The sequence below is a fragment of the Candidatus Kuenenia sp. genome (assembly GCF_039794105.1).
GTDB lineage: Bacteria > Planctomycetota > Brocadiia > Brocadiales > Brocadiaceae > Kuenenia.
On record NZ_JBDIWA010000040.1, the window covers coordinates 1 to 24,303 of the forward strand.

Annotated in this window: 25 protein-coding genes and 2 pseudogenes; 14 read left to right on the forward strand and 13 right to left on the reverse strand. The window is 40.1% G+C overall.

All coding sequences use genetic code 11. The annotated features are described in order from the left end of the window. From ABJL82_RS14555 to ABJL82_RS14615, 13 genes are all read left to right on the forward strand, one after another. A partial coding sequence (locus ABJL82_RS14555; RefSeq protein WP_347275428.1) for a hypothetical protein occupies positions 1-420 on the forward strand: 420 nt, incomplete at its 5' end. Positions 421-746: 326 nt separating this feature from the next. Then, positions 747-2,075 (forward strand): electron transport complex subunit RsxC, encoded by a 1,329-nt coding sequence (gene rsxC / locus ABJL82_RS14560; RefSeq protein ID WP_347275429.1) that lies wholly within the window; start codon positions 747-749, stop codon positions 2,073-2,075. 50 nt (positions 2,076-2,125) lie between these two features. Continuing rightward, positions 2,126-3,157 (forward strand): RnfABCDGE type electron transport complex subunit D, encoded by a 1,032-nt coding sequence (locus ABJL82_RS14565; protein ID WP_347275430.1) that lies wholly within the window; start codon positions 2,126-2,128, stop codon positions 3,155-3,157. 3 nt (positions 3,158-3,160) lie between these two features. Further along, a complete protein-coding gene (locus ABJL82_RS14570; protein WP_347275431.1) occupies positions 3,161-3,892 on the forward strand; it encodes an FMN-binding protein in 732 nt (243 codons plus the stop codon). A 37-nt stretch (positions 3,893-3,929) separates the two neighbouring features. Then, positions 3,930-4,457, forward strand: a complete 528-nt coding sequence (gene scpB, locus ABJL82_RS14575) for an SMC-Scp complex subunit ScpB (RefSeq protein WP_347275432.1) — start codon at positions 3,930-3,932, stop codon at positions 4,455-4,457. 93 nt (positions 4,458-4,550) lie between these two features. Continuing rightward, positions 4,551-4,793 (forward strand): hypothetical protein, encoded by a 243-nt coding sequence (locus ABJL82_RS14580; RefSeq protein WP_347275433.1) that lies wholly within the window; start codon positions 4,551-4,553, stop codon positions 4,791-4,793. Between the two features lie 105 nt (positions 4,794-4,898). Next, positions 4,899-5,609, forward strand: a complete 711-nt coding sequence (gene nfi, locus ABJL82_RS14585) for a deoxyribonuclease V (RefSeq protein ID WP_347275434.1) — start codon at positions 4,899-4,901, stop codon at positions 5,607-5,609. 247 nt (positions 5,610-5,856) lie between these two features. Then, positions 5,857-7,554, forward strand: coding sequence for a uridine diphosphate-N-acetylglucosamine-binding protein YvcK (yvcK, locus tag ABJL82_RS14590; protein WP_347275435.1), 1,698 nt, complete (start codon positions 5,857-5,859; stop codon positions 7,552-7,554). Positions 7,555-7,590: 36 nt separating this feature from the next. Further along, positions 7,591-9,027, forward strand: coding sequence for a mannose-1-phosphate guanylyltransferase/mannose-6-phosphate isomerase (locus ABJL82_RS14595; RefSeq protein ID WP_347275436.1), 1,437 nt, complete (start codon positions 7,591-7,593; stop codon positions 9,025-9,027). A gap of 157 nt (positions 9,028-9,184) precedes the next feature. Continuing rightward, a complete protein-coding gene (locus tag ABJL82_RS14600; protein ID WP_347275437.1) occupies positions 9,185-9,751 on the forward strand; it encodes a flavin reductase family protein in 567 nt (188 codons plus the stop codon). A gap of 6 nt (positions 9,752-9,757) precedes the next feature. Further along, entirely contained in the window at positions 9,758-11,284 is a 1,527-nt protein-coding gene (locus ABJL82_RS14605; protein ID WP_347275438.1) for an ABC transporter substrate-binding protein/permease, read from the forward strand. 127 nt (positions 11,285-11,411) lie between these two features. Beyond that, positions 11,412-12,167, forward strand: coding sequence for an amino acid ABC transporter ATP-binding protein (locus ABJL82_RS14610; RefSeq protein WP_347275439.1), 756 nt, complete (start codon positions 11,412-11,414; stop codon positions 12,165-12,167). A 150-nt stretch (positions 12,168-12,317) separates the two neighbouring features. After that, a complete protein-coding gene (locus tag ABJL82_RS14615; RefSeq protein ID WP_347275440.1) occupies positions 12,318-12,611 on the forward strand; it encodes a hypothetical protein in 294 nt (97 codons plus the stop codon). A gap of 153 nt (positions 12,612-12,764) precedes the next feature. On the opposite strand, the gene ABJL82_RS14620 is transcribed toward ABJL82_RS14615, so the two are convergent. Then, on the reverse strand, positions 12,765-13,076 hold the full coding sequence (locus ABJL82_RS14620) for a hypothetical protein (protein ID WP_347275441.1): 312 nt from the start codon (positions 13,074-13,076) through the stop codon (positions 12,765-12,767). Between the two features lie 344 nt (positions 13,077-13,420). Here ABJL82_RS14620 and ABJL82_RS14625 point away from each other — a divergent pair, with 344 nt between their 5' ends. Continuing rightward, a complete protein-coding gene (locus tag ABJL82_RS14625) occupies positions 13,421-14,059 on the forward strand; it encodes a hypothetical protein (protein WP_347275442.1) in 639 nt (212 codons plus the stop codon). A gap of 220 nt (positions 14,060-14,279) precedes the next feature. Here the strand turns inward: ABJL82_RS14625 and ABJL82_RS14630 are convergent, their stop codons facing one another. From ABJL82_RS14630 to ABJL82_RS14685, 12 genes and pseudogenes are all read right to left on the reverse strand, one after another. Further along, a complete protein-coding gene (locus tag ABJL82_RS14630) occupies positions 14,280-14,762 on the reverse strand; it encodes a pyridoxamine 5'-phosphate oxidase family protein (RefSeq protein WP_347275443.1) in 483 nt (160 codons plus the stop codon). A 2-nt stretch (positions 14,763-14,764) separates the two neighbouring features. Beyond that, positions 14,765-14,956 (reverse strand): hypothetical protein, encoded by a 192-nt coding sequence (locus ABJL82_RS14635; RefSeq protein WP_347275444.1) that lies wholly within the window; start codon positions 14,954-14,956, stop codon positions 14,765-14,767. Between the two features lie 627 nt (positions 14,957-15,583). Beyond that, complete coding sequence (locus ABJL82_RS14640) at positions 15,584-15,997, reverse strand: nucleic acid-binding protein (RefSeq protein WP_347275445.1); 414 nt, start codon at positions 15,995-15,997, stop codon at positions 15,584-15,586. Then, complete coding sequence (locus ABJL82_RS14645; RefSeq protein ID WP_347275446.1) at positions 15,984-16,178, reverse strand: CopG family transcriptional regulator; 195 nt, start codon at positions 16,176-16,178, stop codon at positions 15,984-15,986. Before ABJL82_RS14645 ends, ABJL82_RS14640 begins: the two co-directional genes overlap by 14 nt. A 575-nt stretch (positions 16,179-16,753) precedes the next feature. Beyond that, on the reverse strand, positions 16,754-17,068 hold the full coding sequence (locus ABJL82_RS14650; RefSeq protein WP_347275447.1) for a DUF6516 family protein: 315 nt from the start codon (positions 17,066-17,068) through the stop codon (positions 16,754-16,756). Between the two features lie 1,034 nt (positions 17,069-18,102). Further along, positions 18,103-19,683, reverse strand: a complete 1,581-nt coding sequence (locus ABJL82_RS14655) for a hypothetical protein (RefSeq protein WP_347275448.1) — start codon at positions 19,681-19,683, stop codon at positions 18,103-18,105. A gap of 245 nt (positions 19,684-19,928) precedes the next feature. Then, a pseudogene (locus ABJL82_RS14660) lies at positions 19,929-20,223 on the reverse strand (ISAzo13 family transposase); the annotation flags it as partial. Positions 20,224-20,239: 16 nt separating this feature from the next. After that, entirely contained in the window at positions 20,240-20,629 is a 390-nt protein-coding gene (locus tag ABJL82_RS14665; RefSeq protein ID WP_347275449.1) for a hypothetical protein, read from the reverse strand. Continuing rightward, the gene (locus tag ABJL82_RS14670) at positions 20,616-20,912 is read right to left on the reverse strand and encodes a transposase (protein ID WP_347275450.1); all 297 of its coding nucleotides are present in this window, start codon (positions 20,910-20,912) and stop codon (positions 20,616-20,618) included. Before ABJL82_RS14670 ends, ABJL82_RS14665 begins: the two co-directional genes overlap by 14 nt. A 174-nt stretch (positions 20,913-21,086) precedes the next feature. Continuing rightward, positions 21,087-22,664, reverse strand: a complete 1,578-nt coding sequence (locus ABJL82_RS14675; RefSeq protein ID WP_347275451.1) for an NBR1-Ig-like domain-containing protein — start codon at positions 22,662-22,664, stop codon at positions 21,087-21,089. Positions 22,665-22,738: 74 nt separating this feature from the next. Then, positions 22,739-23,305 (reverse strand): annotated as a pseudogene (locus ABJL82_RS14680) (tyrosine-type recombinase/integrase); the annotation flags it as partial. Between the two features lie 66 nt (positions 23,306-23,371). Continuing rightward, on the reverse strand, positions 23,372-23,806 hold the full coding sequence (locus tag ABJL82_RS14685) for a hypothetical protein (protein ID WP_347275452.1): 435 nt from the start codon (positions 23,804-23,806) through the stop codon (positions 23,372-23,374). Positions 23,807-24,303 lie beyond the last annotated feature (497 nt).

The following is a 24,303-nucleotide window of genomic DNA, read 5'->3' on the forward strand; positions in this document are numbered from 1 at the left end:
ATGGAAGAAAATTTCCAAGAAATATTCAACCACGCAAAAAAATATTTGCTTTCCCTTATAAACCAATTTCTTAACTTAATGACATTGGTTTGCAACCTGAACCTATGCGTTTATGCGTATAATGGGGCAATGTACTGCGGTAAAATTCCAATGCCCAAATCCCAAAATCCCTGTTTGGAAGCTGGAATTTATTTGTCATTTGTTCTCCTAATAGAAGGCTGGATTGAAAGTATAAAACGTTTGGTTCAGGTTGCAAACCTGAACCCGCCATGTATAAAAATAAATATCCTCTGTAGTTACCTATCCGGGCAGTATATCACTCCTCTCAAAGCGTCTTTCTACCTAAAGTGCAAGCTTTTATTATTAACTTTTATCAATAATACTCCGGCGCAACCTTTTGGAATAATTGTAACACTTTAGTTTTTTGAAAAAGTAGGGGCGAAGCATTTGCCCGTTTGGGTATGAACGCATTTATGACAATTTAAAGCAAATGCTTCGCCCCTATATCGCGATTATTGGAATTTTTCAAAAAACTAAAGTGTTACGAATAATTACTTCAGAATATCTGTAATATAGATTTTTCCATTTTCTCATTTGATTTTGCAGAATTGAAAGTTAAATTATAAGAGCCTTTTTCATAACTACCCAATGCCGAACGAACCGTACGGAAAATTCCGGTGCAGGCGGCTTGCTGTAAGTTGTAAGTGGAAATTTCTAAATCGAAATATACCTAAATGCATGCATTAATGAAATCAAAACTGAATACTTTTACAGGGGGGATACATCCCAAAGAGGATGGGAAAGCGCTTACTTCTGAAATAAGCGAGATTTGCACCCCGATTCCAAAAAAAGTATATCTGTTTATGAATCAACACATTGGCGCGCCGGCAAAACCAATTGTCAACAAAGGGGATCAGGTAAAAATCGGTCAGTTAATTGGCGAGGCGCATGGGTTTGTTTCCTCCAACATACATGCTTCCATTTGCGGCAAGGTCGTTGATGTATCGCCATATCCGCATCCTGTTTCCGGCGCAAAGTCTCAGGCGGTTGTTATCGAGAATTCCGGCGAGGAAGAATGGGCTGAGACGTTAAACGTTGAACAGGATACTGAAAACATCACACCGGAAGAGATCAGACAAAGGGTTTTCTCCGCCGGTATTGTAGGACTTGGCGGCGCAACATTCCCCACGCACGTAAAACTTACTCCCCCAAAAGATAAAACGATAGACACTATCGTGATGAACGGGGCGGAATGCGAACCATATCTTACCTGCGATCATTACGTTATGCGCAACAATGCAAATGAAGTCCTTGAGGGATTGCGGCTTGTTATGAAATGCATTGGTTGCAAAAAAGCGCATATCGGCATTGAAGCGAATAAAAAAGACGTCTACGAATTATTTAAAAATACCCTGGCTGGAGGCCCTTCCATTAAAATAGATTTATTGGAAGTAAAATACCCTCAGGGTGCAGAACACCAACTTATCAAAGCTTTATTACGTCGTGAATTCAAACCTACTCAACTCCCCATGGAGGCAGGCGCTGTCGTTATAAATGTTGCAACGGCGTTTGCAATCAATAATGCAGTGAAATATAAGCGTCCTTTGATCGAAAGAATAATTACGGTAACGGGGAATGGAGTCAATAAACCTCAAAATTTGCGCGTCCGCATCGGAACACCAGTCCGGGATTTATTAGAAATAACCGGAACCTCTGTTGGCCTCAATAAGATTATCTTTGGGGGTCCAATGATGGGCATTGCGCAGGGGAGCATCGATAACGCCGTGACGATTAAGGGGACGGGAGGAATTCTTGTCCTGAAAAACCAGCCGCATTATGAATCTCATGCATGTATACGCTGCGGGCGGTGTATCGTCAGTTGCCCATACGGACTCAACCCAAGCGAGTTAAGTATTATGGGGGAATCCATGAACATTTCCCTTGCGTTGGAGAATAATGTTCTTGAATGCAAAGAATGCGGCTGTTGCACTTACATTTGCCCTGCAAAACGGCCTATTGTGCATCACATTAAATTTGCAAAGGCCCTTATTGCTAAACAAAAAGCAAAGAAATAGCATTCGTTTCTATCGTGTAACGTAAAAATAATCGTCGTAAAGTAAAAACTATGGCAAACAATACTCAAAGCGGAATTCCTTTAATTGTCAGCGCTTCACCTCATATTAGGGACAGTGATAACATTCCTCATATCATGTGGACTGTCGTTCTATCTTTACTTCCGGCAGGATTCGCTGCCATCTTTGTTTTTGGTTATTATATTCTCTTTGTTATTGGTTTATGTTGCCTTACTGCTCTCGTCACGGAAATTGTCATTTCACTTATGAAAAAGCAGCCTGCTTTTGTAATGATTAAGGATGGCAGCGCCATTGTTACCGCCATCTTGCTTGCTTACACATTGCCTCCAGGCGCTCCGTGGTATGTGTCTGTGGTAGGATCGTTTTTTGCGATTGCTGTAGTCAAACACTCTTTTGGCGGCTTAGGGAATAATATATGGAATCCCGCACTTGCTGCACGCGCTTTTTTGCAGGTGGCATATCCTGTTTCGGTAAATTCAGATTGGCGTTTCTTTTCAGATCCGGGCGCAATGAATGTATTGAAAAACATTACCAGTACGGGGGACAACGGCCTGCTTCTGGATGCGGTAACCAGGGCAACCCCTCTTGCAAAGGAATCCGGGGCGGAATTATATAATTTTTACCAGTTGTTGATTGGTAGTGTGCCGGGTTGTATTGGAGAGACCTCCGCGATTGCGCTGCTCGCAGGGGGACTATACCTTCTGTATAAAAAATGTATAAAATGGTACGTGCCTGTTACGTATCTTTTGACCGTTTTTGTCGTGTCGATTTTTCTGCCTCCCCGCACAATTACCCCATGGGCAAATAACCCTTTTTACCATTTATTTGCCGGTGGCCTCTTTTTGGGCGCATTTTTTATGGCGACAGACATGGTAACCACTCCCCTTACAAAAAAAGGGATGTTAATTTTTTCTGTTGGGGCGGGGTTATTAACTATTTTAATCCGGTTTTATTCAGGTTATCCTGAGGGCGTTTGTTATTCAATTCTGATCATGAATACTGCGACTCCCCTTATTGACCGATTTACAAAACCACGCCTGTATGGTTCAAAAATAAAAAAATAGAACATGAAAAAAAAAGTTCAATACCCGGTAATTCTAACGATTGTTACTCTTCTGGCATCAATTGGTGTTTCCACAACATACCTGACTACGAAAGAAAAAATAAGGGAAAAAGAGTTGGAGGTTCGCACCAGAGCGCTTTTTACGGTGCTTCCCGGCATTGATGAAACACCGGAAGAAATTACCCCGCCAACTGCAAAAAATCAGGATAAAATATACAAGGGCGTAAACAGTGAAGGGGAATTGATAGGATATGCCGCAAGCGGTGAAGCGCAGGGATACTCAAGCAAAATAAATGTAATGGTGGGGATCGATTCAAATCTTGAAAAAATTCTAGGAATCGATATCATCTCACAGCGGGAAACACCTGGCCTCGGCACGAAAATGGTAGAAAAGGAAAGCGCTGATACATTATTGAGCGTTTTAATGAGTTTTTTCGGGAAAACTTCAGGGCTTGGCCATGGGAAAATCCAGCAATTGCCTGAATTTAACATGCATCAGGGAAAAGAAGGCAATAATTCCGGGAATGGAGCGGCAACGGAACTGCGTCCATGGTTTCAGGAACAATTTAAGGATAAAACATATAATCAACTGGTAGTTTCCAAAGTTGCGGATAAAGAAAAAATTACGGCAATCACGGGAGCGACTATCTCTACAAATGCCGCAGTAAAAGCGGTACAAAATGCAATCGAAAAAATCAAACTTGAATTGCAGGAACATACCTGGCAAATCAAGTGATTCATTAAGCAGGAATTGATACGATATTTTTCCCACCATGAAAAACATTGAAGAAATAAAACCCATTGTTGAAGCGTTGCTGTTTTCTGCGGAAGAGCCTCTTTCCAGCAAAAAAATATGCAACATTATCGACGACGTTGACTCCGCCCTCATAAAGGAAGCCATTGATTTGTTGCAAAACGAATATAATCAACAGGGGAGGGCATTCCAGATTGAAGAAATTGCCGGAGGCTTCCAACTATATACGCTGCCTGAGTATCACGAATGGATATCAAAACTGCGTAAAAAATCGTCTGAAACAAAACTTTCTCAGGCTTCACTGGAAACACTCGCAATCATTGCATACAAACAGCCTGTATTGCGGGCTGATGTTGAATCTATCCGCGGCGTTCAATCAGGTCAAATTATAAGACTACTAATGGAAAAGGACCTTGTGAAGGTAGTTGGCAGGGACGAATCTCTTGGACACCCTTTATTATACGGCACTACAAAGAAATTTCTTGAACATTTCGGCTTAAAAAACATTAAGGATCTGCCAAAGGCAGAGGAATTAGCAGCTCCGTGACAGCAAAAATTGTTACCTTGGAAAACAATTTATTGTATCCTCTCAAAATCAGTAATTTCACCTGAAAATCAAATAGTTTTTGGATTAAAAATTATGGAAAGAAAAAAGGGAAATCTGACATTTGCGCTTTGTATAGGAAATAAAGATTGTGAGGATTTGGAAATACGCAAGATTTACCAAATCCTCCCTGACGGCGATGCCGAAAAGGAAGGATTTATTAGAGTTATTGATGAATCCGGCGAAGACTATCTTTACCCACAGTCCTATTTTATTCTTGTCAAACTACCCCGCGAAGCGAAAGAGGCGCTGATATTAGCAGATTGTAATGACAAATGATAAAGACTGTGAATGCTAACCTTGCATTTCATGGCGCTATTAGCCAAATAAACTATGGGTTCAGGTTACTAACCCGCTTTAGGTATTTTTATAAATACATTTTAAATGCATATAAAAAAAATACATCCGTGGACTAAAAATTATGCGAAAGCTGTTCAAATCCAGAGAGAGTTGAGCAATGCATTAATTTTGAAAAAAGATCACGGTAAAATATGCACGGTAGCGGGCGCCGATGTTTCATACGATAAATATAGCGATCTTGTATTTGCTGCAGTAATTGTCTTTAGGTGTAATAAAAATCTTGAAAAGATTGAAGAAGCAACCGTTATTGAAAAGGCCAGGTTTCCATATATACCCGGCCTTTTGTCATTTAGAGAAGCACCCGTACTTCTTAAATCATTTAAGAAACTAAAAACAGAACCAGATATAATTCTTTTTGATGGACAAGGAATAGCGCATCCCCGGTTTTTAGGTCTGGCATCGCATTTAGGCCTTATCTTAGACAAACCGGCCATTGGTTGTGCAAAAAGCTGTCTGGTAGGTGATTATTCTGCTGTTGAAAATGCAGTAGGCGCATACTCCAACCTCATTTATAAAGATAAAACGGTAGGAGTCGCATTGAGAACAAAATTAAATACAAATCCTATTTTTGTTTCTGTCGGGCACAAGACAAGCCTTTCTTTTGCAACGCAGTTTGTTTTAAAGGTATGCAGGGGGTATCGCATTCCTGAACCGGTTCGGCAAGCACACTTGTTGGTAAATAAACTACGCGTTCAAAACATAAAAAAAACTCAACGAATCTCTTCAATTGCATAGGAATTTCAATATTTTTGTAGAGACGCATTGCATGCGTCTCTCTGTTATGCCAATAGGTTCTCTTTTGTCAACATTTTCTTTACGCGTAGCAGTTTCCAGACGCATGCAATGCGTCTCTACATTAACGTCAATAACAGAATATAGTCGCTGCCAAAGGCCACCTGATTTAACTCTTTTATTAAAAACTAAGTACTATAAATAACAGGATCACTTCGTTATAATAGATATTTATGAGGAAGGATATTTTATGAAAATAAAGGCGATATTTTTTGATTTAGACGATACTTTGTACGACTGTACAAATCTGTTAATCGACGCTTCCAGGAAACGGGCGGCAAAAGCAATGGTTGAGGCAGGACTTCCCACTACGGAAGAGAATGCATATCAATTACAAAAGGAACTTATCACCAGACATGGCCCTTACCATCCCGTGTTTAACGAAATTGTAAAAAAATTTCGCGCAAACAAAAAATTTATCAATATTGCGTATCGTGCATACAATAGCAGCGAGCTTTCCGGGATCGTCCCCTTTCCTGATGTAATTCCCACCCTCAAAGATTTAAAGAAAAGAGAATTCAAACTGTTTTTGCTTACCGTGGGAGTGCATGAAAGGCAGGAAAACAAGGTCAAAATACTTGGTCTGAAATCATATTTTACTGAAATTATCATTAATGACCAGGAAATTGGTATGCTTATGGAAGACTGCATACTTGATTGTCTCAAAAGACATAATTTAAATCCAAACGAAGCGGTTATGGTAGGCGACAGGACGCGGAATGAATTAAGGGCTGCGAAGTCTCTCGGATTGATTACGATACAGATGTTACATGGAAGATTTAAACTGGAACAACCAATACATGAATGCGATAAACCGGACTATAAAATAAAACGCATCTTTCAGATTCCTACGATTCTTCAACTTTACAATAGCGGCAAGACCCCTGATAACCTCAAGATTGTCGCAATTGGCGGCGGAACCGGTCTGCCGATTATGCTTGAAGGCGCCAAGACATACAGCAAACACCTCTCCGCGATGGTTACCGTTACTGATTCAGGAAGAAGCTCCGGGATTTTAAGGGAAGAGTTTGGCATTCTCCCCCCGGGCGACGCAAGAAATTGCCTCATAGCTTTGTCGGAAACCGAAGAACAGGAACAGGAATTATACCAGCTTTTTCAATACAGATTCAACAAGGGTTCGTTAAATGGCATGAGCCTGGGAAATTTATTAATGGCCGCTTTAACTGACATTACCGGCAGCTTCGATCTGGCGATAAAAAAGGCAAGCAAGATTTTAAATATAAGAGGAAAGGTGCTGCCCTCAACGCTTAATGATACACACATATGCGCAGAATTGGAAGATGGGGCTTATGTTGAAGAAGAGTTTAATGTCCGTGCCGTGGGAAAGTCTCCTATCAAAAGAGTGTTTTTAAAAGATGAAAATGTCGAACCATTACCGGAAGCCGTTGAAGAAATTCTAAATGCGGACATTGTTGTTATCGGTCCCGGCAGTTTGTACACAAGCCTTATAACAAACCTGCTGGTATCCGGAATACGCACCGCTATTTGTAACAGCAACGCAGTAAAAATTTATGTTTGTAATATCGTTACACAACCAGGGCAAACGGATAAATATAAAGTATCGGATCATATTCGGGCAATTAATAACTATCTTGTTGATGGCATGGTTGATTATGTGATTGTTAATGACAAAATTCCCAAAAAAGAGATTCTTGACCGGTACAAAAAAGAAGGGGCTGAATTGGCGGAATTTGACGATGGTGTGGACGGATTAAACATAAACATAAAAAAAGCGGATTTGGTAGAAGATTTTGATAAAAAACGTATCCTCTGGGAAAAACAGGATCTGCTTCGCCATGATCCGGACAAACTCGCAGATGCCGTATTCAGAGTATATGCAAACTTACCTATGGTAAAATATAAATAATACAGTAGTCAGAATTTTTTTAGAAATAACGACAAGATGAACAAAAAAACAAAGACTGCTATTGTCACAGATAAAATAGGCGGAAAGGCAATCATTCTTGCGGGAGGAAAAGGAACCAGACTATGGCCCTTGTCCAGAGAAGACCACCCGAAACAATTTGTTGAATTTAAGGATGGATTGTCGTTATTTCAGCTAACGATAGAAAGGCTTTTGCCATGTTTTTCCCCTAAAGACATTTTTATCGTTTCCCATGAAAGTTATAGGTTTACCGTTTTGAATCAGATTCAATTATTGCCTGGAGTAAAAAATGCAATCAAGAATTTGTTAAAGGAAAATATTATTTTAGAACCTGTTCCCAAAAACACCCTCCCGGCCATAATGCTCTCGTTAAAATATATTGAGAGTAGAACTATTTTAAATGAAAACGAACTTATATGTGTATTGCCGTCCGATCATATAATTGAACCGGTGAACGATTTTGAAAAATGCGTACGGCAGGCGGAAACACTTACAGAACGGGATAAAATTGTTGTATTTGGGGTGAAACCTACATTTCCCAAGGAAGGATACGGATATATTCTCCTGAAAAAAAAATTCGGTGCGGGATATTTGGTTGATACATTTGTAGAAAAGCCTTCGGTTCAAAAAGCCAAATTACTCATTAAAAAGGGGGGGTTGTGGAATTCCGGGATATTTTGTTTTAATAAAAAAACATTCCTGGGAGAACTCGCAGCATGTTCACCGTCAATCTACAAAAATTACCAATATACGTATGAGGAATTCTGCAGGAATTTTGAAAACATTGTGGCAGATTCTATTGATTACGGGATTATGCAAAAAACAAAAAATGCGGCATTGATCAAATTTAACCTTAAGTGGTCGGATTTGGGAAGCTGGGATAGTTATTTACAGTTTTATACCAATGGAAAGGGAAATTTTACCATCGGTGATGCTGAATTTTTTGATTCAAAGAATTGCTTTGCATATTCGGACAACAGGCTTGTTTGTTTTTTAGGTGTGAATGATGTAATGGCGATTGATGCTGCGGATTCTTTACTGATCGTTAAAAGGGGTTGTTCGGATAATGTAAAAGATCTCGTATCGGCGATAAATAAAAAAGGACTACAACACACAAAGACCGGCAACACAGTATACAGGCCGTGGGGGTACTATACGGTGTTGCATGAGCAAGACAACTACAAGGTAAAAGAAATCGGCGTGTATCCCCAAAAAACTCTTTCGCTGCAAAAACATAAATACAGGAGCGAACATTGGAATGTTGTTGAGGGGAAAATTGATATATATATAGGCAATACAAAAAAGCAAATACAGAAAAATGAAAGCGTCTTTGTTCCTCAGAATGCCAAACACAGAATACACAACCCTACAGACAAAATTGCAAAAATTATAGAAGTGCAGATTGGGAGTTATGTAGGTGAAGATGATATCGTTCGGTATACAACCTACGAATGAAAAAGTAGGGGCGAAGCATTTGCTGTAAATTGTCATAAATGCGTTCATACCCAAACGGGCAAATACTTCGCCCTTACACTGCGACAAAAATAGTGACAATTTAATTTTTCGGGAAAAATACTTCGGTTGTTATTTGCTATTATAGAAAGGTGTAATAATGAAAAAATCCTTAGGCGCAAAAACTATTGCATACCCGACCCCCGTATTTATTGTTTGTTCCTATGATAAAGAAGGCAAACCAAACGCAATGAACGTAGCATGGGGCGGCATATGCTGTTCGAGTCCGCCATGCGTTGCCGTCTCACTGAGAAAGGCAACATATTCGTATAATTGTATTGTTGAAAGGCAGGCGTATACGATTAATATTCCGTCTGAAAAATATGCAAAGCAGGCGGACTATTTTGGCGTTGTTACCGGCAAGGATGTGGATAAATTTTCTGCTGCCGGACTTACTCCCGTGAGGGGAGAGTTTGTTGACGCACCGTATATAAATGAATTTCCGGTTATTTTGGAGTGTAAACTGCTTCACACCGTTGAAATAGGATTGCACACGCAATTTATCGGCGAGATTATGGATGTTAAGGCGGAAGAATCCGTCTTAAACAATGACGGTGTGCCTGATATTGAAAAGATCCGGCCTATGATATATGCCCCTGAAACACGTGCATATTACGGTATTGGAAACTGCCTTGGCAAGGCATTTTCTATAGGAAAGAATATATAAAAATTTATGAAACGACACTTTTTCACACTTTCGGTTATATCAATTCTACTGTTAGCAATACTCCATCCGTACAATATTGCTTGCGCCGGACAGGATACGCTGGAAAAGATCAGACAGACCGGCGTATTAACGTGGGGTTTTGATGCGGATGGGGGGGCTCCTTATGTATTTTCAGATCAGAGGCATCCGAAAAAATATATCGGCTTTGAAGTAGAAATTGCAGAGGCAATTGCAAAAGAACTTGGGGTAAAACTACATTACTTTCAGAATGAATGGGATAGCATCCTCATGTCTCTCCAACGCGGCGATTTCGATATTGCATTGAATGGTATCGAAATTACACCCGAACGGCAGCACTCCGTGCTATTCTCACGTCCATATTTTGTTTTTAGCGAACAAATTGTTGTCCGTGCCTCTGATTTCAAAATCAATACATTTGAAGATCTTCACGGTAAACGGGTAGGAACACTGTACAATACCGTTGCAAAACAAATGCTTGAAAAAATGGGGGACGTGACCGTAAAAATATACAGCGGACAGGTAGAACCATTTAGGGATTTACTGGATAACCGCCTGGACGCCGTTTTTGTGGACTTACCTGTTGCTTCCTATTACGCGAAGCCAAATCCCCAATTGAGATTGGTAGGGGGGCCGGTAGGGGAGGGATATTATGGCATTGCCGTACGGAAAGAAGATGCTGCGTTAGTGGAAGACCTAAACCGTGTCATTGAAAAACTTTTAAGGACGGGTGAAATAAAAAAAATATGCCAGAAATGGGGACTCTGGAATGCGGCGCAGGAAAAGCTTTATTTGCATGAGGGATTATTGCAAAAATATGCTGAAAATCCGCCATCACCTGAAGAACGTATTCCTTTAATAGTAACCACCTTCGTACCAACGTTATTAAAAGGGGCGTTAGTTACCATTGGCATTTCGGTTTTATCTATGATGCTTGCAGTTTCTTTGGGAATTGTATTGGCAGTCATGCGGTTGTACGGCAATACATGGATTAGAAAAATTTCTACTGCATATATAGAGATATATCGCGGAACACCACTCCTGATACAACTCTATATTTTATATTACGGGCTTCCCAACATCGGTATCACCATGTCGGCATTCACCGCAGCCATTTTAGGGCTGGGGATGAATTATGCGGCGTATGAAGCGGAAATTTACCGCGCGGGCATACAGGCAATCCCGAAAGGCCAAACAGAGGCGGCCTTTTCATTGGGCATGTCGAGGCGGTTAACATTTGAAAAAATTATTTTTCCACAAGCATTGAGGATTACATTGCCTCCGATTACGAACGATTTTATATCGTTATTTAAAGATTCTTCTTTGGTTTCGGTAATTGCATTGGTAGAGCTTACTAAGAGTTATAGCATACTTGCGGCGTCTTCTATGAAATTTTTTCAACTGGGGATTATTACCGCTTTGTTGTACTTTGGGATGAGTTATCCGCTTTCTCTTTACTCCAGAAGGCTGGAGAAAAGACTAAACGCCTGTCGTGGTGAAACATTAGGCCAATAAAAAGAGATTGACTTACTTACCCTTTAGTTTTTTGAAACCGTAGGGGCGAAGCATTTGCGATAACTGGCATACATGCCTTCATGCCCGAAAATGCAAATGCTTCGCCCCTACACCATTACTATTTTAAATGATTAAAATTCGTGACCTTACAAAACAATACGACCACGAGCCTCTTTTCACAGACTTTCATCTTGATATTGCAAAAGGGGATATTGTCTCGGTCATAGGCCCTTCGGGAAGCGGGAAAAGCACTCTATTACGTTGTATCAACGGACTTGAATGTTTTCAAAAGGGGAAAATTTCCGTTGACGAGCTTACCATATACGGCACGCTCGAACATGATTACCGCTATGAAAAAAACAATGGTGTAATAAAAGATATACGCAGAAAAATCGGAATGGTTTTTCAACAGTTTAATCTCTTTCCGCACATGACCGTTTTGCATAATGTAATGGTTGCGTCTGTACATGTTTTGGGGATTAACCATTCTGAAGCCGAATCGAGGGCAATGGGCATGCTTCAGAGGGTTTGTATGGAGAAAAAAGCAAAGAGCTACCCAGGCCAGTTATCGGGTGGGGAGCAGCAGCGCGTTGCAATTGCGCGCGCCCTTACCATGAAGCCCGAAGCAATGCTTTTTGATGAACCTACATCCTCGTTAGACCCCGAAATGACAGATGACGTCCTTGCAGTCATAAGGGAATTGGTATCGGAAGGAATGACAACGGTCATTGCGACTCATGAAATGCGTTTTGCAAAAAGCATTTCCCGGCAGGTAATTTTTTTGGAAAAAGGGAAGATTGTCGAGTCCGGAAGCCCTGAAATGATTTTTTGTAATCCGCAAAACAGTCGAACAAGAGAATTCCTCAACCATTTTATCGTATGATTTTTTTAGGTAAAATGCGGCCTTTTTAAAATGTTGAAACATTTTCAGCAAATTTATTGTATTATATAATTGTTTGTGGGTTTATTTACAGAAAGGTTAATCGTTTATTGTAATTTTTATACATGTCACGTTTAAGAAAGGAGCAAATTTGTGAAGCGTATTGGATTAATTTGTGGAGTATTGGCGATTGTATTTACTTTAGTTACTTATAGTACGGTAAATATGGCACTTGCATCAAGTTGTTGCGGAACAAAACAAGCATCAGCCGCGGATATTACTAATGCAAAGTGTGCTGTTTGCGGTAAAACAAACGAAGCGGGAAAAGCGGTTGTTGTAAAGTGCGAGGAAAAATCAATTACACTCTGTTGCGAGGAGTGTGCGGCTGCATTTAAAAAGGATCCATGCAAATATTGTGATGATGAAAAATGTGAAAAGAGGAAATAGCAACATTGATTGGGTCTTTAAAAACTTCAATAAATAAGCCTGATAGTATTTTGCATATTAACCCTGACAGGGTTCCAAACCCTGTCAGGGTTTTTTTATGTAATGTTTGCCCTGTATCAATTTGATAAATCAAAAACTGCGAACCTTGTTTGTTCAATCCTGTATTTCATAACTTTGAATTTTTAAATCCGGATTGAGAGCCGTAAATGTTTTTTCAAGTATTTCATGCAATTTTTTTGTGTATACCTCCGTATCATCGCTATCTTTACCCTCGGTCTGGTAAGTTATTTTTGTAAAATATTTTGTCAATCCCAGGTCTGAGGCGTCTGTTATTCCAAAATTCCAACCTATATCAGCCGGTTCAATGTCAAATTCATTAAATTTATCTAATAATTTGTTCTTCATCTGTACGGGAATATTATCCTGATCCCCCAGTGATATGCTAAATACAACCTTTTTTTTCACATGCCCCTCCATAAAAAAACCATTTTCCCAGTAAAATGTAAACGCCCTTAGTCAGACGCATCCGTATCAAGTTACGATTCCCACGACCATGATTATTAAAACCAGATTACAGACTATATTATAGTAACCGTAGTGCATCAGTAAATCAAGAACCGGCAACGCATAATACATATTTTTTATATTGGCGAAAGATAATAAGTTATGACCATATATGCATTAGGGGATAAAATATTTATTGAATATTAATAGCAAATATGAGATATTACTTCCTGTATGTGTGTATCTTTCGTATTGGCATGCTATTACGTAAAATAGATACTAATTTTTACCTTGGAGGATGATTTATGTCGGCAATATTAAAAGAAAACGTTTTGCAGGAAAAAAGTAGGAAGAATGGCAGTAAAGGTAAAGTGGAAAAGATTATGGATACTATCATTAAAAAACCAACTACAAAAACTGTTGTAAAAGAAGTTATAGAAAAAGAACAAGACTCCGCAAAAACTGTTGTAAAAGAAGTTACAGAAAAAGACTCCGCACCTAAAAGCACTGTAATTAGAAAATATATATTTAGCGATGAAATATTAATCGAAGGAGAAAACGTTGCCGACCTTAATGATTTGAGAGCTATTATAGACAAGGAGTTTAAGCCTTCAAACGAAATTGAGTCGTTTTTCGCTGACAGGATAGTTTCTAGTATATGGCGGATGAAAAGGTGTCTAAATATAGAGAAGCAGATTATTGAACATGCCTCTTCCGGGATTCAGGAATATGAACAGGGATTTTTCACATCTAAGAAGAGAACAAAAAATGAATTGCAACAATTAAAGGCATTAAAAATTGTTGAAGAAAAAGATAAGATGAGCGAAATAATAAAGTATGAATCATCTCTGGAAAGGCAATTCTATCTTGCATTGCGTGAATTGCGCAAAGCAAAAAGGATAGAAACAAAACAGACAAACAAAACGCAGAAAAAGACAAAGTAAGTGGAATCTGTTTAAATAGGTGCGAATATGCCATAAGAACGCAGTTTTGACTTAAATCCATTATAAACACAACATAATATACATTATCAGACGTTGTAATTTTGAGGTGATATATCTTTCTATTCTCACAGCCACTTGTGGAACTTGAGATTTTGAATTTTAGATTGATTGCAACGGTTTATAATTCAAAATTCATAATTTAAAATTCCCCAAATAATTGCTACCTGCCGCTTTTCCCTATCATTTCGACGACGTCTATTCTAAATATTCCAAATGTTTTATACACATGGATGTTAGATAATGCCCCTTTTTTAATCTGTTCTGGGGTATTTTCCAGATGTGCAAGAAGTATGTCCATGCCATAGACCTTTTCATCACTCTCTTCAACCAAACACATTTTTCCCCATATTACAAGTGAACGATATGCATGCGCACATTCATTTATGATATAACCTTTATCATCTATTATTGTTGCGCATACATTGCTATTTTCTCTTAGAAAGTCGTATTTTAATCCTTTTAATGCGCTGTGTAGATAAAAAGCGTTTTTTGTTTGATCAAAACCATAGCTTAAGGTGACGATGTAAGGCTCGTTTTCCCTGCACATTGCTATGGTGATGTATTTTCCCTTCTTTATAATATCGAGTATTTCATCAAACTCCTTTATTTCTCGTTCTTTCTTTTGTAAATGATATCGGCGCATAATTAATATAGGGACACTTCCCTAAGGGCTTCAACTACCTTCATTGCATTATTTTCGGATGCTTCTATAAGAATGTCCAAATCCTTAGTAGCTCTTGGCAATAAGTGTGCGCTTAAGGCATAACCACCGACTATTACGTATCTAACTTTGTGGTGCTTTAATAATTTCAAGAACTCGTCGAAGTCTTTGTGCATTAATATTTACTCCTTTTTGTATCCAACAACATTCTTCCCAGAGAGAATAAGCCATTTCAGTCTTTTAAGAAGTCGAAGCCGAAGACCAATATTCCAAGTCTTCTTCTTCCTGTTTTTCTGCATCTTCAAGCCGGTATTTTTTTATTATTTTCTATATTTTAACCTCAGATGCCTTTAATGGCTTAGCGTTTTTTGCTGTAGGTGTTTTTCTTGACTTATTGACTGGTTTCATATTTATCTCCCATCTTTAGTAACTGCAAATTATTCCTGCCTAACCTGCCTAACCTGTGAAACTCGCTACATCAAAAGAAAGACCCCTGACAGCGATTTAATCAAGGTGCGATTCCAAAGCATTCCTCTGTATCTTCCCCCCCTTCCTGTCGTTCCTGCCTGCCCTCCTTCCTTAGCATCTAAAGAAAGCAGGAAATCCACAAAGATCAGGGTTTTTAATTACCTGTGATTCTTGTTTTCCTTAGATTTATATATTTTTTCCCTGTCATTCCTCTACGGCAACGTTTCATTAAAACATGGCAGAAGTTACAAAAAATCAGGAATGCACCCAATGCCAAATATCAACCGTTAGTGGCATTCAAAGAATGTTGGGTTTCGTACATTATCCAACCTGGCTTAATATTTAAGATGCGACCCCAAGTCTCCTCTTAATAATACACCGATAGTACCGTAAGCCCTTATTCCAAGAGTTTTAGCTACAAGCCTTGCAGATGCGTCATCTGTTAGGAGAATAGAATCAGAATATTGAGAACATAAGGCTATTGCCTCTAATTCTCCAGAATCAAGACAAAATAACCTACAAACGGAGAGTATATCATCGTCTAATACAACACTAACTTTTTCAAAATTAACGTCTTTATGCTTGAAAACAGTCGGCTTGTGATACTCTACCTCACGCCATACCGTATCGGGAATTATTAGACTTTTAAAATCCATTAAAAGATGAAGGCTGTCAATCTCTTCGAGGTGAATTATTGGGCCTGCATCGAGTATAACGTTCCGGATGGTTGTATAATCAGTCCTTTCCACGCAGTCCCCATCCAATATCTTCTTTTATGAATTTTTCCATAAGTTCCGGTTTATGTGTTTCAAGAAAACGACGCAAGGCTTCTGTAATAACGGACTTTTCGTCTTGAAACCAGCCAGCATCTATAAGTAATTTAATTTGTTCATAAAGCTTATCCGGCAATTCAGCCTCTAATACCTTCACAACACATCTCCTTTTAAATTAAATATTGATATTTTGTCAAAGCGCATTTTATTTATCATTTTATCATTTTATCATAAAATTAGTACATTATACGTAATTTTGATAATGATAATAGATTTAATTACGTTACAGTACCTTATTTTTTTTGACTATATTTACAAAAAATCGGGAATGCTCCCGCGCTGATTGAAGGAATGAGCTGATTTCGGTAATGGGGCGACCAATCCTATGATGCATCCCGCGAACCCTGCGCGGATGGCGATACCGATGATGAAGAAGCCCGCTGCGCCTTTGCGATTCGAGACCTTATACCATTGCCCATACGTCACCGCGACCAGACCTGCACTCTCAGCAAGCCAACGATCCCGGCCAATGCCGCAACAAACAGATTCGTATTGTATTCGTAATGGTCTTGCCACTACAACATTGTTGAATAAATAAATTCTTTGTCAATAATAAAGATTTGACCCCTCAGGCTTTAAAACATGGCAGAAGTTACAAAAAATCAGGAATGCCCCGCATTAATGCCAAACATAAATCGTTAGTGGTATTCAAAGAACGTTGGATTTCGTGCCTCAACCTGGCAATATTGATAACAGTCCTTTAATAATATGATGGTGAATTTCCGAAAGAATATTTCTGATATTTGGCATTGCGTATTCTTCTATTTCTGAAAAGGTATGCTTGTGATGGGGAAACGATTTAACTTCCGGATAATGGGGAGCGTTATTATAGCGAAATATCATCGTGTTTTCAGAGTCCATATAATGAAATCTATAATCAAATTTTAACAGACCATTCTCGTTTAGAACGTGGTGGAAAATACTCAAAGAAGAATTGTCAATAAACCTTGTTTTACCTTGATATATGCGGTGTTCCGGCTTGTACAAATTCTTTGAAAATCGGAGAAAATTACCAGAAGGTCGTCTTTTATTATTTTCTCTATTTTATCAGGATGTGCATCTATCACTTAATTAATCCTTTTAGGTTTTCTTTTGTGTATGCCCATTCTTTCATTCCTTCAATCAGCGCCTTCCACTCAAAGAAGTCTTCTTCGTCACCCATCTTTCCTTCTTGAAAAAGTTTATAAAATTCATCAGAAGAAAGATTGTATTTGTTTTCAAAAATCCTACACCTGTTTTTCAACTCCTGTTGTGCTAAATCACATATCTTTTCTTCCCTCTCAATTGTTGAAGCAAAACTTCATTGTGTTGTCATATTAGTCTCCTTTTTTATATGTCAGAAAAAACATAGTTTAATTATTTTTTTATAAATTGAGTTGCAAGTAAAAAATAACAACAATAAAAAAGAATGTCAAATGTTGAATTATGAGGGTTTGACACGCAAGCCTCTACAAAATATTGTTCCTCCGATATGTCACAACCGTAAAAAAGAAGGTTACCCCCCCCGTGTTTTTGACCTGCGATATTGCATTGTTTTCCTGCCAATTTCATAAGGTGGAGTAGGACAAGGTGAAATCCAGCGACAACCATTTGCGATATTTTACAAGCGTTAAGAATAGGTTGGGTTGAGCAAAGCGAAACCCAACGATAACCGTTCGTGGCATTCAAAGAATGTTGGGTTTCGTACATTATCCAACCTGGCTTAATATTTAAGATGCGACCCCAAGTCCTCCCTTAGCCGTCTCTTGTGCTCGCCAAACTTCACTGATCACGTTTCCTTCGATTTCGTTGTGTGCTATGACTAATGTCCTTTCTTTCGAGTAAATAGATATGCCTCCGAGAATCAACCCGGCGCGTATTCGATAGCTTAATGTAGCCATCACGTACAAAGTGGAATCAACTCTCATTTCATGTGGAGCGCTTTGTTAGGCAGTAAAGAAATATGGGAAGTGTCCCTCCATTTTCTCCCTTTGATTTCATGGAGTCAATATTAAATATTAAAGATGTGACCCCTTTCTTGTTCAACAAATCCTACCAACACTAATAACAATCTGTTGTGTAGATTGATGCCCATCACTGTCCGTCACTCGCAAAGTAATGGTGTGAGAGACAAATTCGGGGTCACAGGGTACCACCGGCCCACTGAGAACGATCTGAAGAGAAGCACCTGAGCCAAGAAAACCATCTCTGTCTGAAAACCACATCAAATCTGAACCAGACAGCGTACCATCTTCAGGGTCGATACCTTCACCTTGTAGCGTTACCATTGTGCCGGGAGCAAATGAATCGTTTTGCTGAGGACTAAGAATCACGGCTGTTGGTTCGCCAGTGCCAACGACAGGCTTCAGTCCAAGTATGCTTACTCTATGGTTGGATATATGTCCAGGACTGCCGTCTTTATCTTGCAAGATCGAAGATATCGTGTAGCGTAAGGTGCCGGTAGGTTCATCTGTGGATTTGTCATACTGGAATTCAGTTATCCAAATTCCAATTCTTGCGACATGCTCGTCATCACAAGGATAAGTTAATTCCCAGCCTGTTAGCATTGGCACTGCATACTCAAACGGTATATTTTCGACTACATAATCTTTCGTTTTCACACCAACGCCTGCCTCGCCTATGCAGCCGGTAAACCACCCAACGTCTTCTCGAGGAAGGAGAGTAAAAGGCGGTTGTAAAATGCCTATATCACTGCCACCTAGTACCGAAACGATTTCGCCAACGCCATAATCTCGCCGGAGACTATTATCTTTGAAAATGGTTTTCGTGTCCCAACTTACAAAACCGGAATCTACATAACTGGCAGGGGTTGGCAAAGAAGGCTCGTCAGAACCCAAATAATTTTTCTCATATTGAATGAATATTTCACTGTAATCTAAATTGTACGCAAGTTGCAGCAAGTGGTGGTCTCTACCATAATAGATACCACCCCTCCATTCGAAACCATATCCCCGTGGTAATACAGCAATTGGCTCCCGAGACGTGAAGTCAGTATTGTGAACGAAGCGAGGTAGCATCTTGAGAGCAGTCGTATTGTTTTGTTTCGTGTTGCTCACAGCAACCAGATCTATGAGTTCGTCGCCGTCATTCTGATCAATGAGTGCGTCAATTTGGGCCTCATTCCACGCGATAATTGTATAGTAGTAACACCAACTATATCCGTCATCGAAATTTCTATCTGCAAGCACGCCCCCAGCTTCCCAATTCAATTTCCTATCCGCTATCTCAATCTTAGCAATACCAGTTCCAAGTCCTCTTATATGATGGTCACTGTTTAGATATTTCAACTCCCAGCCGTTAAGAAATACAGTGGCAGCGGTTGCATAGTCGGGAAGGTCCATACTTTCTTGAACTCTTAAAAAATCCTCTTTACCTGACTTATTCGATTCTGCGCATCCAAAACCATGAAATACAGCAATATTTCCTTCATCTTCAAAGATGAGTGTCCTACCACTGTCAGTCAATTCCGCCAGTGGCGGGTCAAATGTTTCTCCCGATGGATCAAAAGTACATCCTGTTATTGTGGTTAAAATAGCAATTACCATAAACGCGCAAGACAGGGGTTGCAACGGTTTAAATAAAAGGGTTTTTCTTTTCGACATTTTTTTATCCTCTTTCTTGAGATCATGAGTAGCAGCACCGGATAGGTCACGGGCATTGCTGCCCGATTCCCTCCTAAGGCACTGTCCAAAAATAATTTGGTATTTTTTTATTAATTTAACTAATTATCATGGCTGCTCCTGTGATATACACAAAGATACTGCAACGATACTATTGGTACTATATAATGCAATGTTATTTTTGGTCGCTCCCTAAGGAGCTGTCCATAAATAACTCGTACAAATAATTATTTTACCTCTGACTGATAATTCACTTTGGGCATGATTGTATAATTCCACTCACCATGAAAATCTGCCCTTTTCAGATTGACCTTTTCGAGTTCAGCGTCTGCCACTTTAATCCCTTTTTTGTAACTACGCGTGTCGAGTTCTGCTTTTATCTTTAAGCCCCACCTCGTTGTTGTGCTGGAAATCAAGTTCACAATGACCTCATGACTTGTCAATGGCTTAACTAATGTGGCTAAACATGCGGTGTTCTATCCTATTCCACTTGCTTATCCCTGGTGGAAAATGGATAAGGGTATCGGGTCGGCCCAAGCTAACCTGTTGCGTTAACTATGTTTCCCTCACAACAATACATGTTTTCATGCCTTAGAAGATCTTTTTTGTCACTTAAATGTGCATTGTAAGGAACAATCGGTTCTTTAAGTACAAACTTATCGTTACTCTCCTCTACCTTGCGTCCATGGGCTTTTAAACCTAACTTAACCTTCGTATCTTCTACAAATCGCCTACTCCCTACTGGGATACTTGCTGTCCAACAGGACTCTCTCCTGAGGCCATTATCATTAATGGCAGCTTCTACCCATTGTTTATATTCATGCCTCAGTTGTTCCTTGTTGGATAACCCACATAATTCAATCAAGCCTTTTATGTCTATTAAGGTGTATCTATCCGGTGAGTTTTGTATCTCATTATATCCACTCATTACGCTTTTTTATTTGATTATACTCCTGTGCAGTTCTCCCTGCTACCAATTGGATACTCTTCGGAAGAACCTCACGACCATTGTCAATAACCAACAGATGAATATGATTTGATGTGACAGTATAGTTTAATATCCTTAATCCAAATCTCTTTTTAGCTTCAAACAGCCAGTACATCCAACGCTTACGATCTTTCAGAAATTTTAAAAGAAATTCTTTTTTATGGCATCTATGAGTAATATGCCAAACATAATTTGGGATATAATGTCTATTTGCACGTGCCATAACAAAAATTACCGAAACAACTCTTTTCTGTACTAAAAATAGGCATTTAAGGATAAAAAAGACACCCCTTTAGAGGTTATCTCTTTGTGCAGCGATAACTTATCCTGGTCCGACCCCGTTATACCGTGTTACCATGGCCCCATTATCCGCAGCGCAGTATTTTGTTATTACCAATTAACGATGCACATCTACGCTTGCAAAAAATGACTGCACCGTCCGCTTCAGTGCGTCTTTGTTCTTGTCTGCGCCATTACTTTCAGCGTCATTTTCAGCTATCGCATAGATATAGTGATTTTTCTGTTTTGCCACAATTACAGCGATTAAGGTATCAAAAGTGTCCGATGCAGTGGGTCTGTGTCCAGAGGCGCGTACAAGTAACGAGGCTTTTTCTGCCTTATAAACGCGAAGGAGCGATTTTCCGTGCGGTGTACTCACATATGTCTCATCAACTACTTTTGATTTTATTGGAAAATCTCGCCAATCAGAAAGCGCCTTATTGGCAAGATTCGACAGTATCGTTCGTTTATTATCCCGTTTCATCTTGTCAAGCACGTCGTCTGGAATGTCACGTACGCTGGCGATGAGAACTTCCCCAAAATCTTTGACCTCAAAGGTGACGAGATCATAGTTATTTCCTTTTGGCTGATTCACACTTGTATCCATGATGGAGAATGGTACGTTGGCCCAGTTAGATGATTTCGGCACCTGAACGCTAAACCAGTTTCGCGGACTACTATATTTATCTTCTGACACCACGCCGAGCCGCTCGATCAGTTTGAGAGCTTCGTTTGCAACGTTGCGTACTCGGGGTTCAGGGTCATGGTCTGCCAGCTCGCGCAAAGTTGACGCTGCCTCTTTGGCCGTAGGACCAAGATGAGCGAGCAACTGGATCGCAAGTTGGCGTCGTATCGCATTGGCGTCGTGCATTGCCTCGACGAGGACAGTCACCGTTTCTGGACCGATTCGCGACGGAAGCGCTTCCTGGATAATCATAGCCGCGATCGTGCTAACCGAAGGAGTAGGGTCAGTGGCCGCCGCCAAGAGTACTCGAACCGCGTCATTGCTTGGCGGATTGATGTCCGCCAAGGCTCCGAGGGCCATCGCCCGAACCTTTTCGTCAGGATCGCTTTGAAAGGTCTTGATGAGAGCAGATGTTGCCCTTGGACCGAAGCGACTAAGTGCTTCGAGAGCCTTCTCGCGAATGGCAGGTGAATGCGCTTGAAGGTCTGCTTCCCAGTCCTCTAACGCGCGTCCTTCGTAGGTAGAAGATGTAACCTGGATAAGGACAAAGACCTCCTCTCCGAAGAATTCTCCATTGGCAGTGCGCATTTGCCAGTTACCCAGGTGGCTGCCCGCATCCTTCGGCGCCGTCATCGGGACACTTATATCTACAGTCGCTCCCGGTGGTGTGACCGGAACCGAAACAAAGTCAGGCGCACCCATTTGGTTGCCACCTACAAAGGCCAGGCTGTAGCCGGTCCAGCTTGTAGGCCCGCTGTTCCTTATCTTCCAGGTCTTGGTAAAGCTCTGACCAGTACTCATCACTGTCCCATCCGGAATGGTTACATCACTTACAAAATCGGCCCCCCCGCCGGTATATACGCGTCCATAAGGCATCTCACTCGGAATGGTTCGCTCACTCACAAAAGACGAGGCATTGCGAGTGCTCGAGCCGGCTGAATCTGGGCTTTGTGCAGAGGCGGTAACTGGGATCAGAAGGGCTAGGAACACTACCGCAGCTACTTTAGCCATTTCTAATCTCCTTCGGTGTTGTGGATGTTTTTCCGGCAATTTGTTATTGCAAAGCGGGGAATGGCTGTTGGAGCTTAACAATTATGTTGCGCAGAATTGTTATAAAAAACAGGTGTCTTAGACTGATCAGTATAAGACCCCGCTTTTGGTTCATCAATTGGACTTCGCACTCCTTTTGGACCGTAATTCAGCACATGCGTGTAAATCATAGTAGTTTTAACATCCTTGTGTCCCAGCAATTCTTGAATAGTCCTAATATCATAACCTGATTCCAAAAGATGGGTGGCGAAGGAATGGCAAAAGGTGTGACAACTTGCTTTTTTCGTAATTCCGGATGCTGTTACAGCCTCTTTGGCAGCTCGTTGCATAATGGATTCATACATGTGATGCCGCCCTTCTTCCGTGGTTTTCGTGTTCTTCCATCTGTCTTCCTGTGGGAAGACCCATTGCCAGCGCCAATCGGTGGGCGCGTTGGGATACTTGCGATCCAAGGCGTCTGGCATTTGCACCCGCCCCCGCCCTTAGGCAAGGTCTTTCTCGTGGATATCCTTGACCTCTCGCAGATGACCTTGAAGCGGTTTCTTAAGCAATTCAGGGAGCATCGTTATCTGGTCTTTCGCTCCTTTGCCATCTGGTACACTTTTCTATTGCCATAACGATCTTATTAGATACTATTAAAAGATCTCTTTTAAGTACTATACATTTATCTACTTTGCATCCAGGATTTTAGAAACGAGCTTGAACTCGAATGGACCTTTCAGGTTGTTTAACAAGTCAATCGTCTTACCATGTGTTTCCTGCATCCCTTTTACCAGTTGATTAAAAGCACCCAGTTCTTTTGTCACACTTAGTGTCAAGTCCTGAGATACTCCCAATAACTTAACTTTATCAGCAAGCAGATCAAATGAATTTTTGAATTGATTGATGCCATCCTGAAACGTTGTCTTTATTTGATGATCAAATTCTTCAAGTTCTTTCATTTTATTTTTGATAAAATTGAAATTTTCATCCAGTTTTTGTGGTAATCCGGAAAATATAACGGTCAACATCTCTGTTGTATCTTTTAGATTTTCTGTAAAAGCCTCAATACCGGCAGACATTTTGTCTGTTTGGAAATCCATAGTGCTCTTAAATTCATCCAATGAGTGGGTGCCCGCCTAGTATATTCAAAATAATACCTCTGTAAATACCCTATTTTGGGTGTATACAAATGGGTGTATGCTTTTGGGTTGATAGACAACGTACGCTCGCGCTTTTGCATGGTTATTCATAGGCAATAAGCAATAATGTAGTTTTTAAAAAAATCATCGCCAGCACTTATACGTCTGATGAGTTTACGTATATCAAAAAACACTTCCCCTTCCAAAACGTCACTCTTTCTGCAATGTGTAATAGTTCACATGGTGTATAAAACAACCCACTAACTCACACCCTTATGGAGTTGTAGGGTTATAGGGGGAGCGGGATCAGGCCTTGATTATGGAATATGAATGAGGGGATTGAGATTAGAAGTAGAAAGGGGAATGGGAAGAGTGTTACCGCTTGAATTGTGAATTAGAATTTTATACATAAAATATTTATACAATATTTAATGTGTTCAATTAATGCTCCTCGAACTTTGAAAGGGATCGGTGCAGAA

What these genes read in the sequence shown, in the direction of transcription:
- rsxC (WP_347275429.1), top strand. Translation starts at nt 747, where the DNA reads ATGAAATCAAAACTGAATACTTTTACAGGGGGGATACATCCCAAAGAG.
- ABJL82_RS14565 (WP_347275430.1), top strand. Translation starts at nt 2,126, where the DNA reads ATGGCAAACAATACTCAAAGCGGAATTCCTTTAATTGTCAGCGCTTCA.
- ABJL82_RS14570 (WP_347275431.1), top strand. Translation starts at nt 3,161, where the DNA reads ATGAAAAAAAAAGTTCAATACCCGGTAATTCTAACGATTGTTACTCTT.
- scpB (WP_347275432.1), top strand. Translation starts at nt 3,930, where the DNA reads ATGAAAAACATTGAAGAAATAAAACCCATTGTTGAAGCGTTGCTGTTT.
- ABJL82_RS14580 (WP_347275433.1), top strand. Translation starts at nt 4,551, where the DNA reads ATGGAAAGAAAAAAGGGAAATCTGACATTTGCGCTTTGTATAGGAAAT.
- nfi (WP_347275434.1), top strand. Translation starts at nt 4,899, where the DNA reads ATGCATATAAAAAAAATACATCCGTGGACTAAAAATTATGCGAAAGCT.
- yvcK (WP_347275435.1), top strand. Translation starts at nt 5,857, where the DNA reads ATGAAAATAAAGGCGATATTTTTTGATTTAGACGATACTTTGTACGAC.
- ABJL82_RS14595 (WP_347275436.1), top strand. Translation starts at nt 7,591, where the DNA reads ATGAACAAAAAAACAAAGACTGCTATTGTCACAGATAAAATAGGCGGA.
- ABJL82_RS14600 (WP_347275437.1), top strand. Translation starts at nt 9,185, where the DNA reads ATGAAAAAATCCTTAGGCGCAAAAACTATTGCATACCCGACCCCCGTA.
- ABJL82_RS14605 (WP_347275438.1), top strand. Translation starts at nt 9,758, where the DNA reads ATGAAACGACACTTTTTCACACTTTCGGTTATATCAATTCTACTGTTA.
- ABJL82_RS14610 (WP_347275439.1), top strand. Translation starts at nt 11,412, where the DNA reads ATGATTAAAATTCGTGACCTTACAAAACAATACGACCACGAGCCTCTT.
- ABJL82_RS14625 (WP_347275442.1), top strand. Translation starts at nt 13,421, where the DNA reads ATGTCGGCAATATTAAAAGAAAACGTTTTGCAGGAAAAAAGTAGGAAG.
- ABJL82_RS14630 (WP_347275443.1), bottom strand. Translation starts at nt 14,762, where the DNA reads ATGCGCCGATATCATTTACAAAAGAAAGAACGAGAAATAAAGGAGTTT.
- ABJL82_RS14635 (WP_347275444.1), bottom strand. Translation starts at nt 14,956, where the DNA reads ATGCACAAAGACTTCGACGAGTTCTTGAAATTATTAAAGCACCACAAA.
- ABJL82_RS14655 (WP_347275448.1), bottom strand. Translation starts at nt 19,683, where the DNA reads ATGTCGAAAAGAAAAACCCTTTTATTTAAACCGTTGCAACCCCTGTCT.
- ABJL82_RS14665 (WP_347275449.1), bottom strand. Translation starts at nt 20,629, where the DNA reads ATGAGTGGATATAATGAGATACAAAACTCACCGGATAGATACACCTTA.
- ABJL82_RS14670 (WP_347275450.1), bottom strand. Translation starts at nt 20,912, where the DNA reads ATGGCACGTGCAAATAGACATTATATCCCAAATTATGTTTGGCATATT.
- ABJL82_RS14675 (WP_347275451.1), bottom strand. Translation starts at nt 22,664, where the DNA reads ATGGCTAAAGTAGCTGCGGTAGTGTTCCTAGCCCTTCTGATCCCAGTT.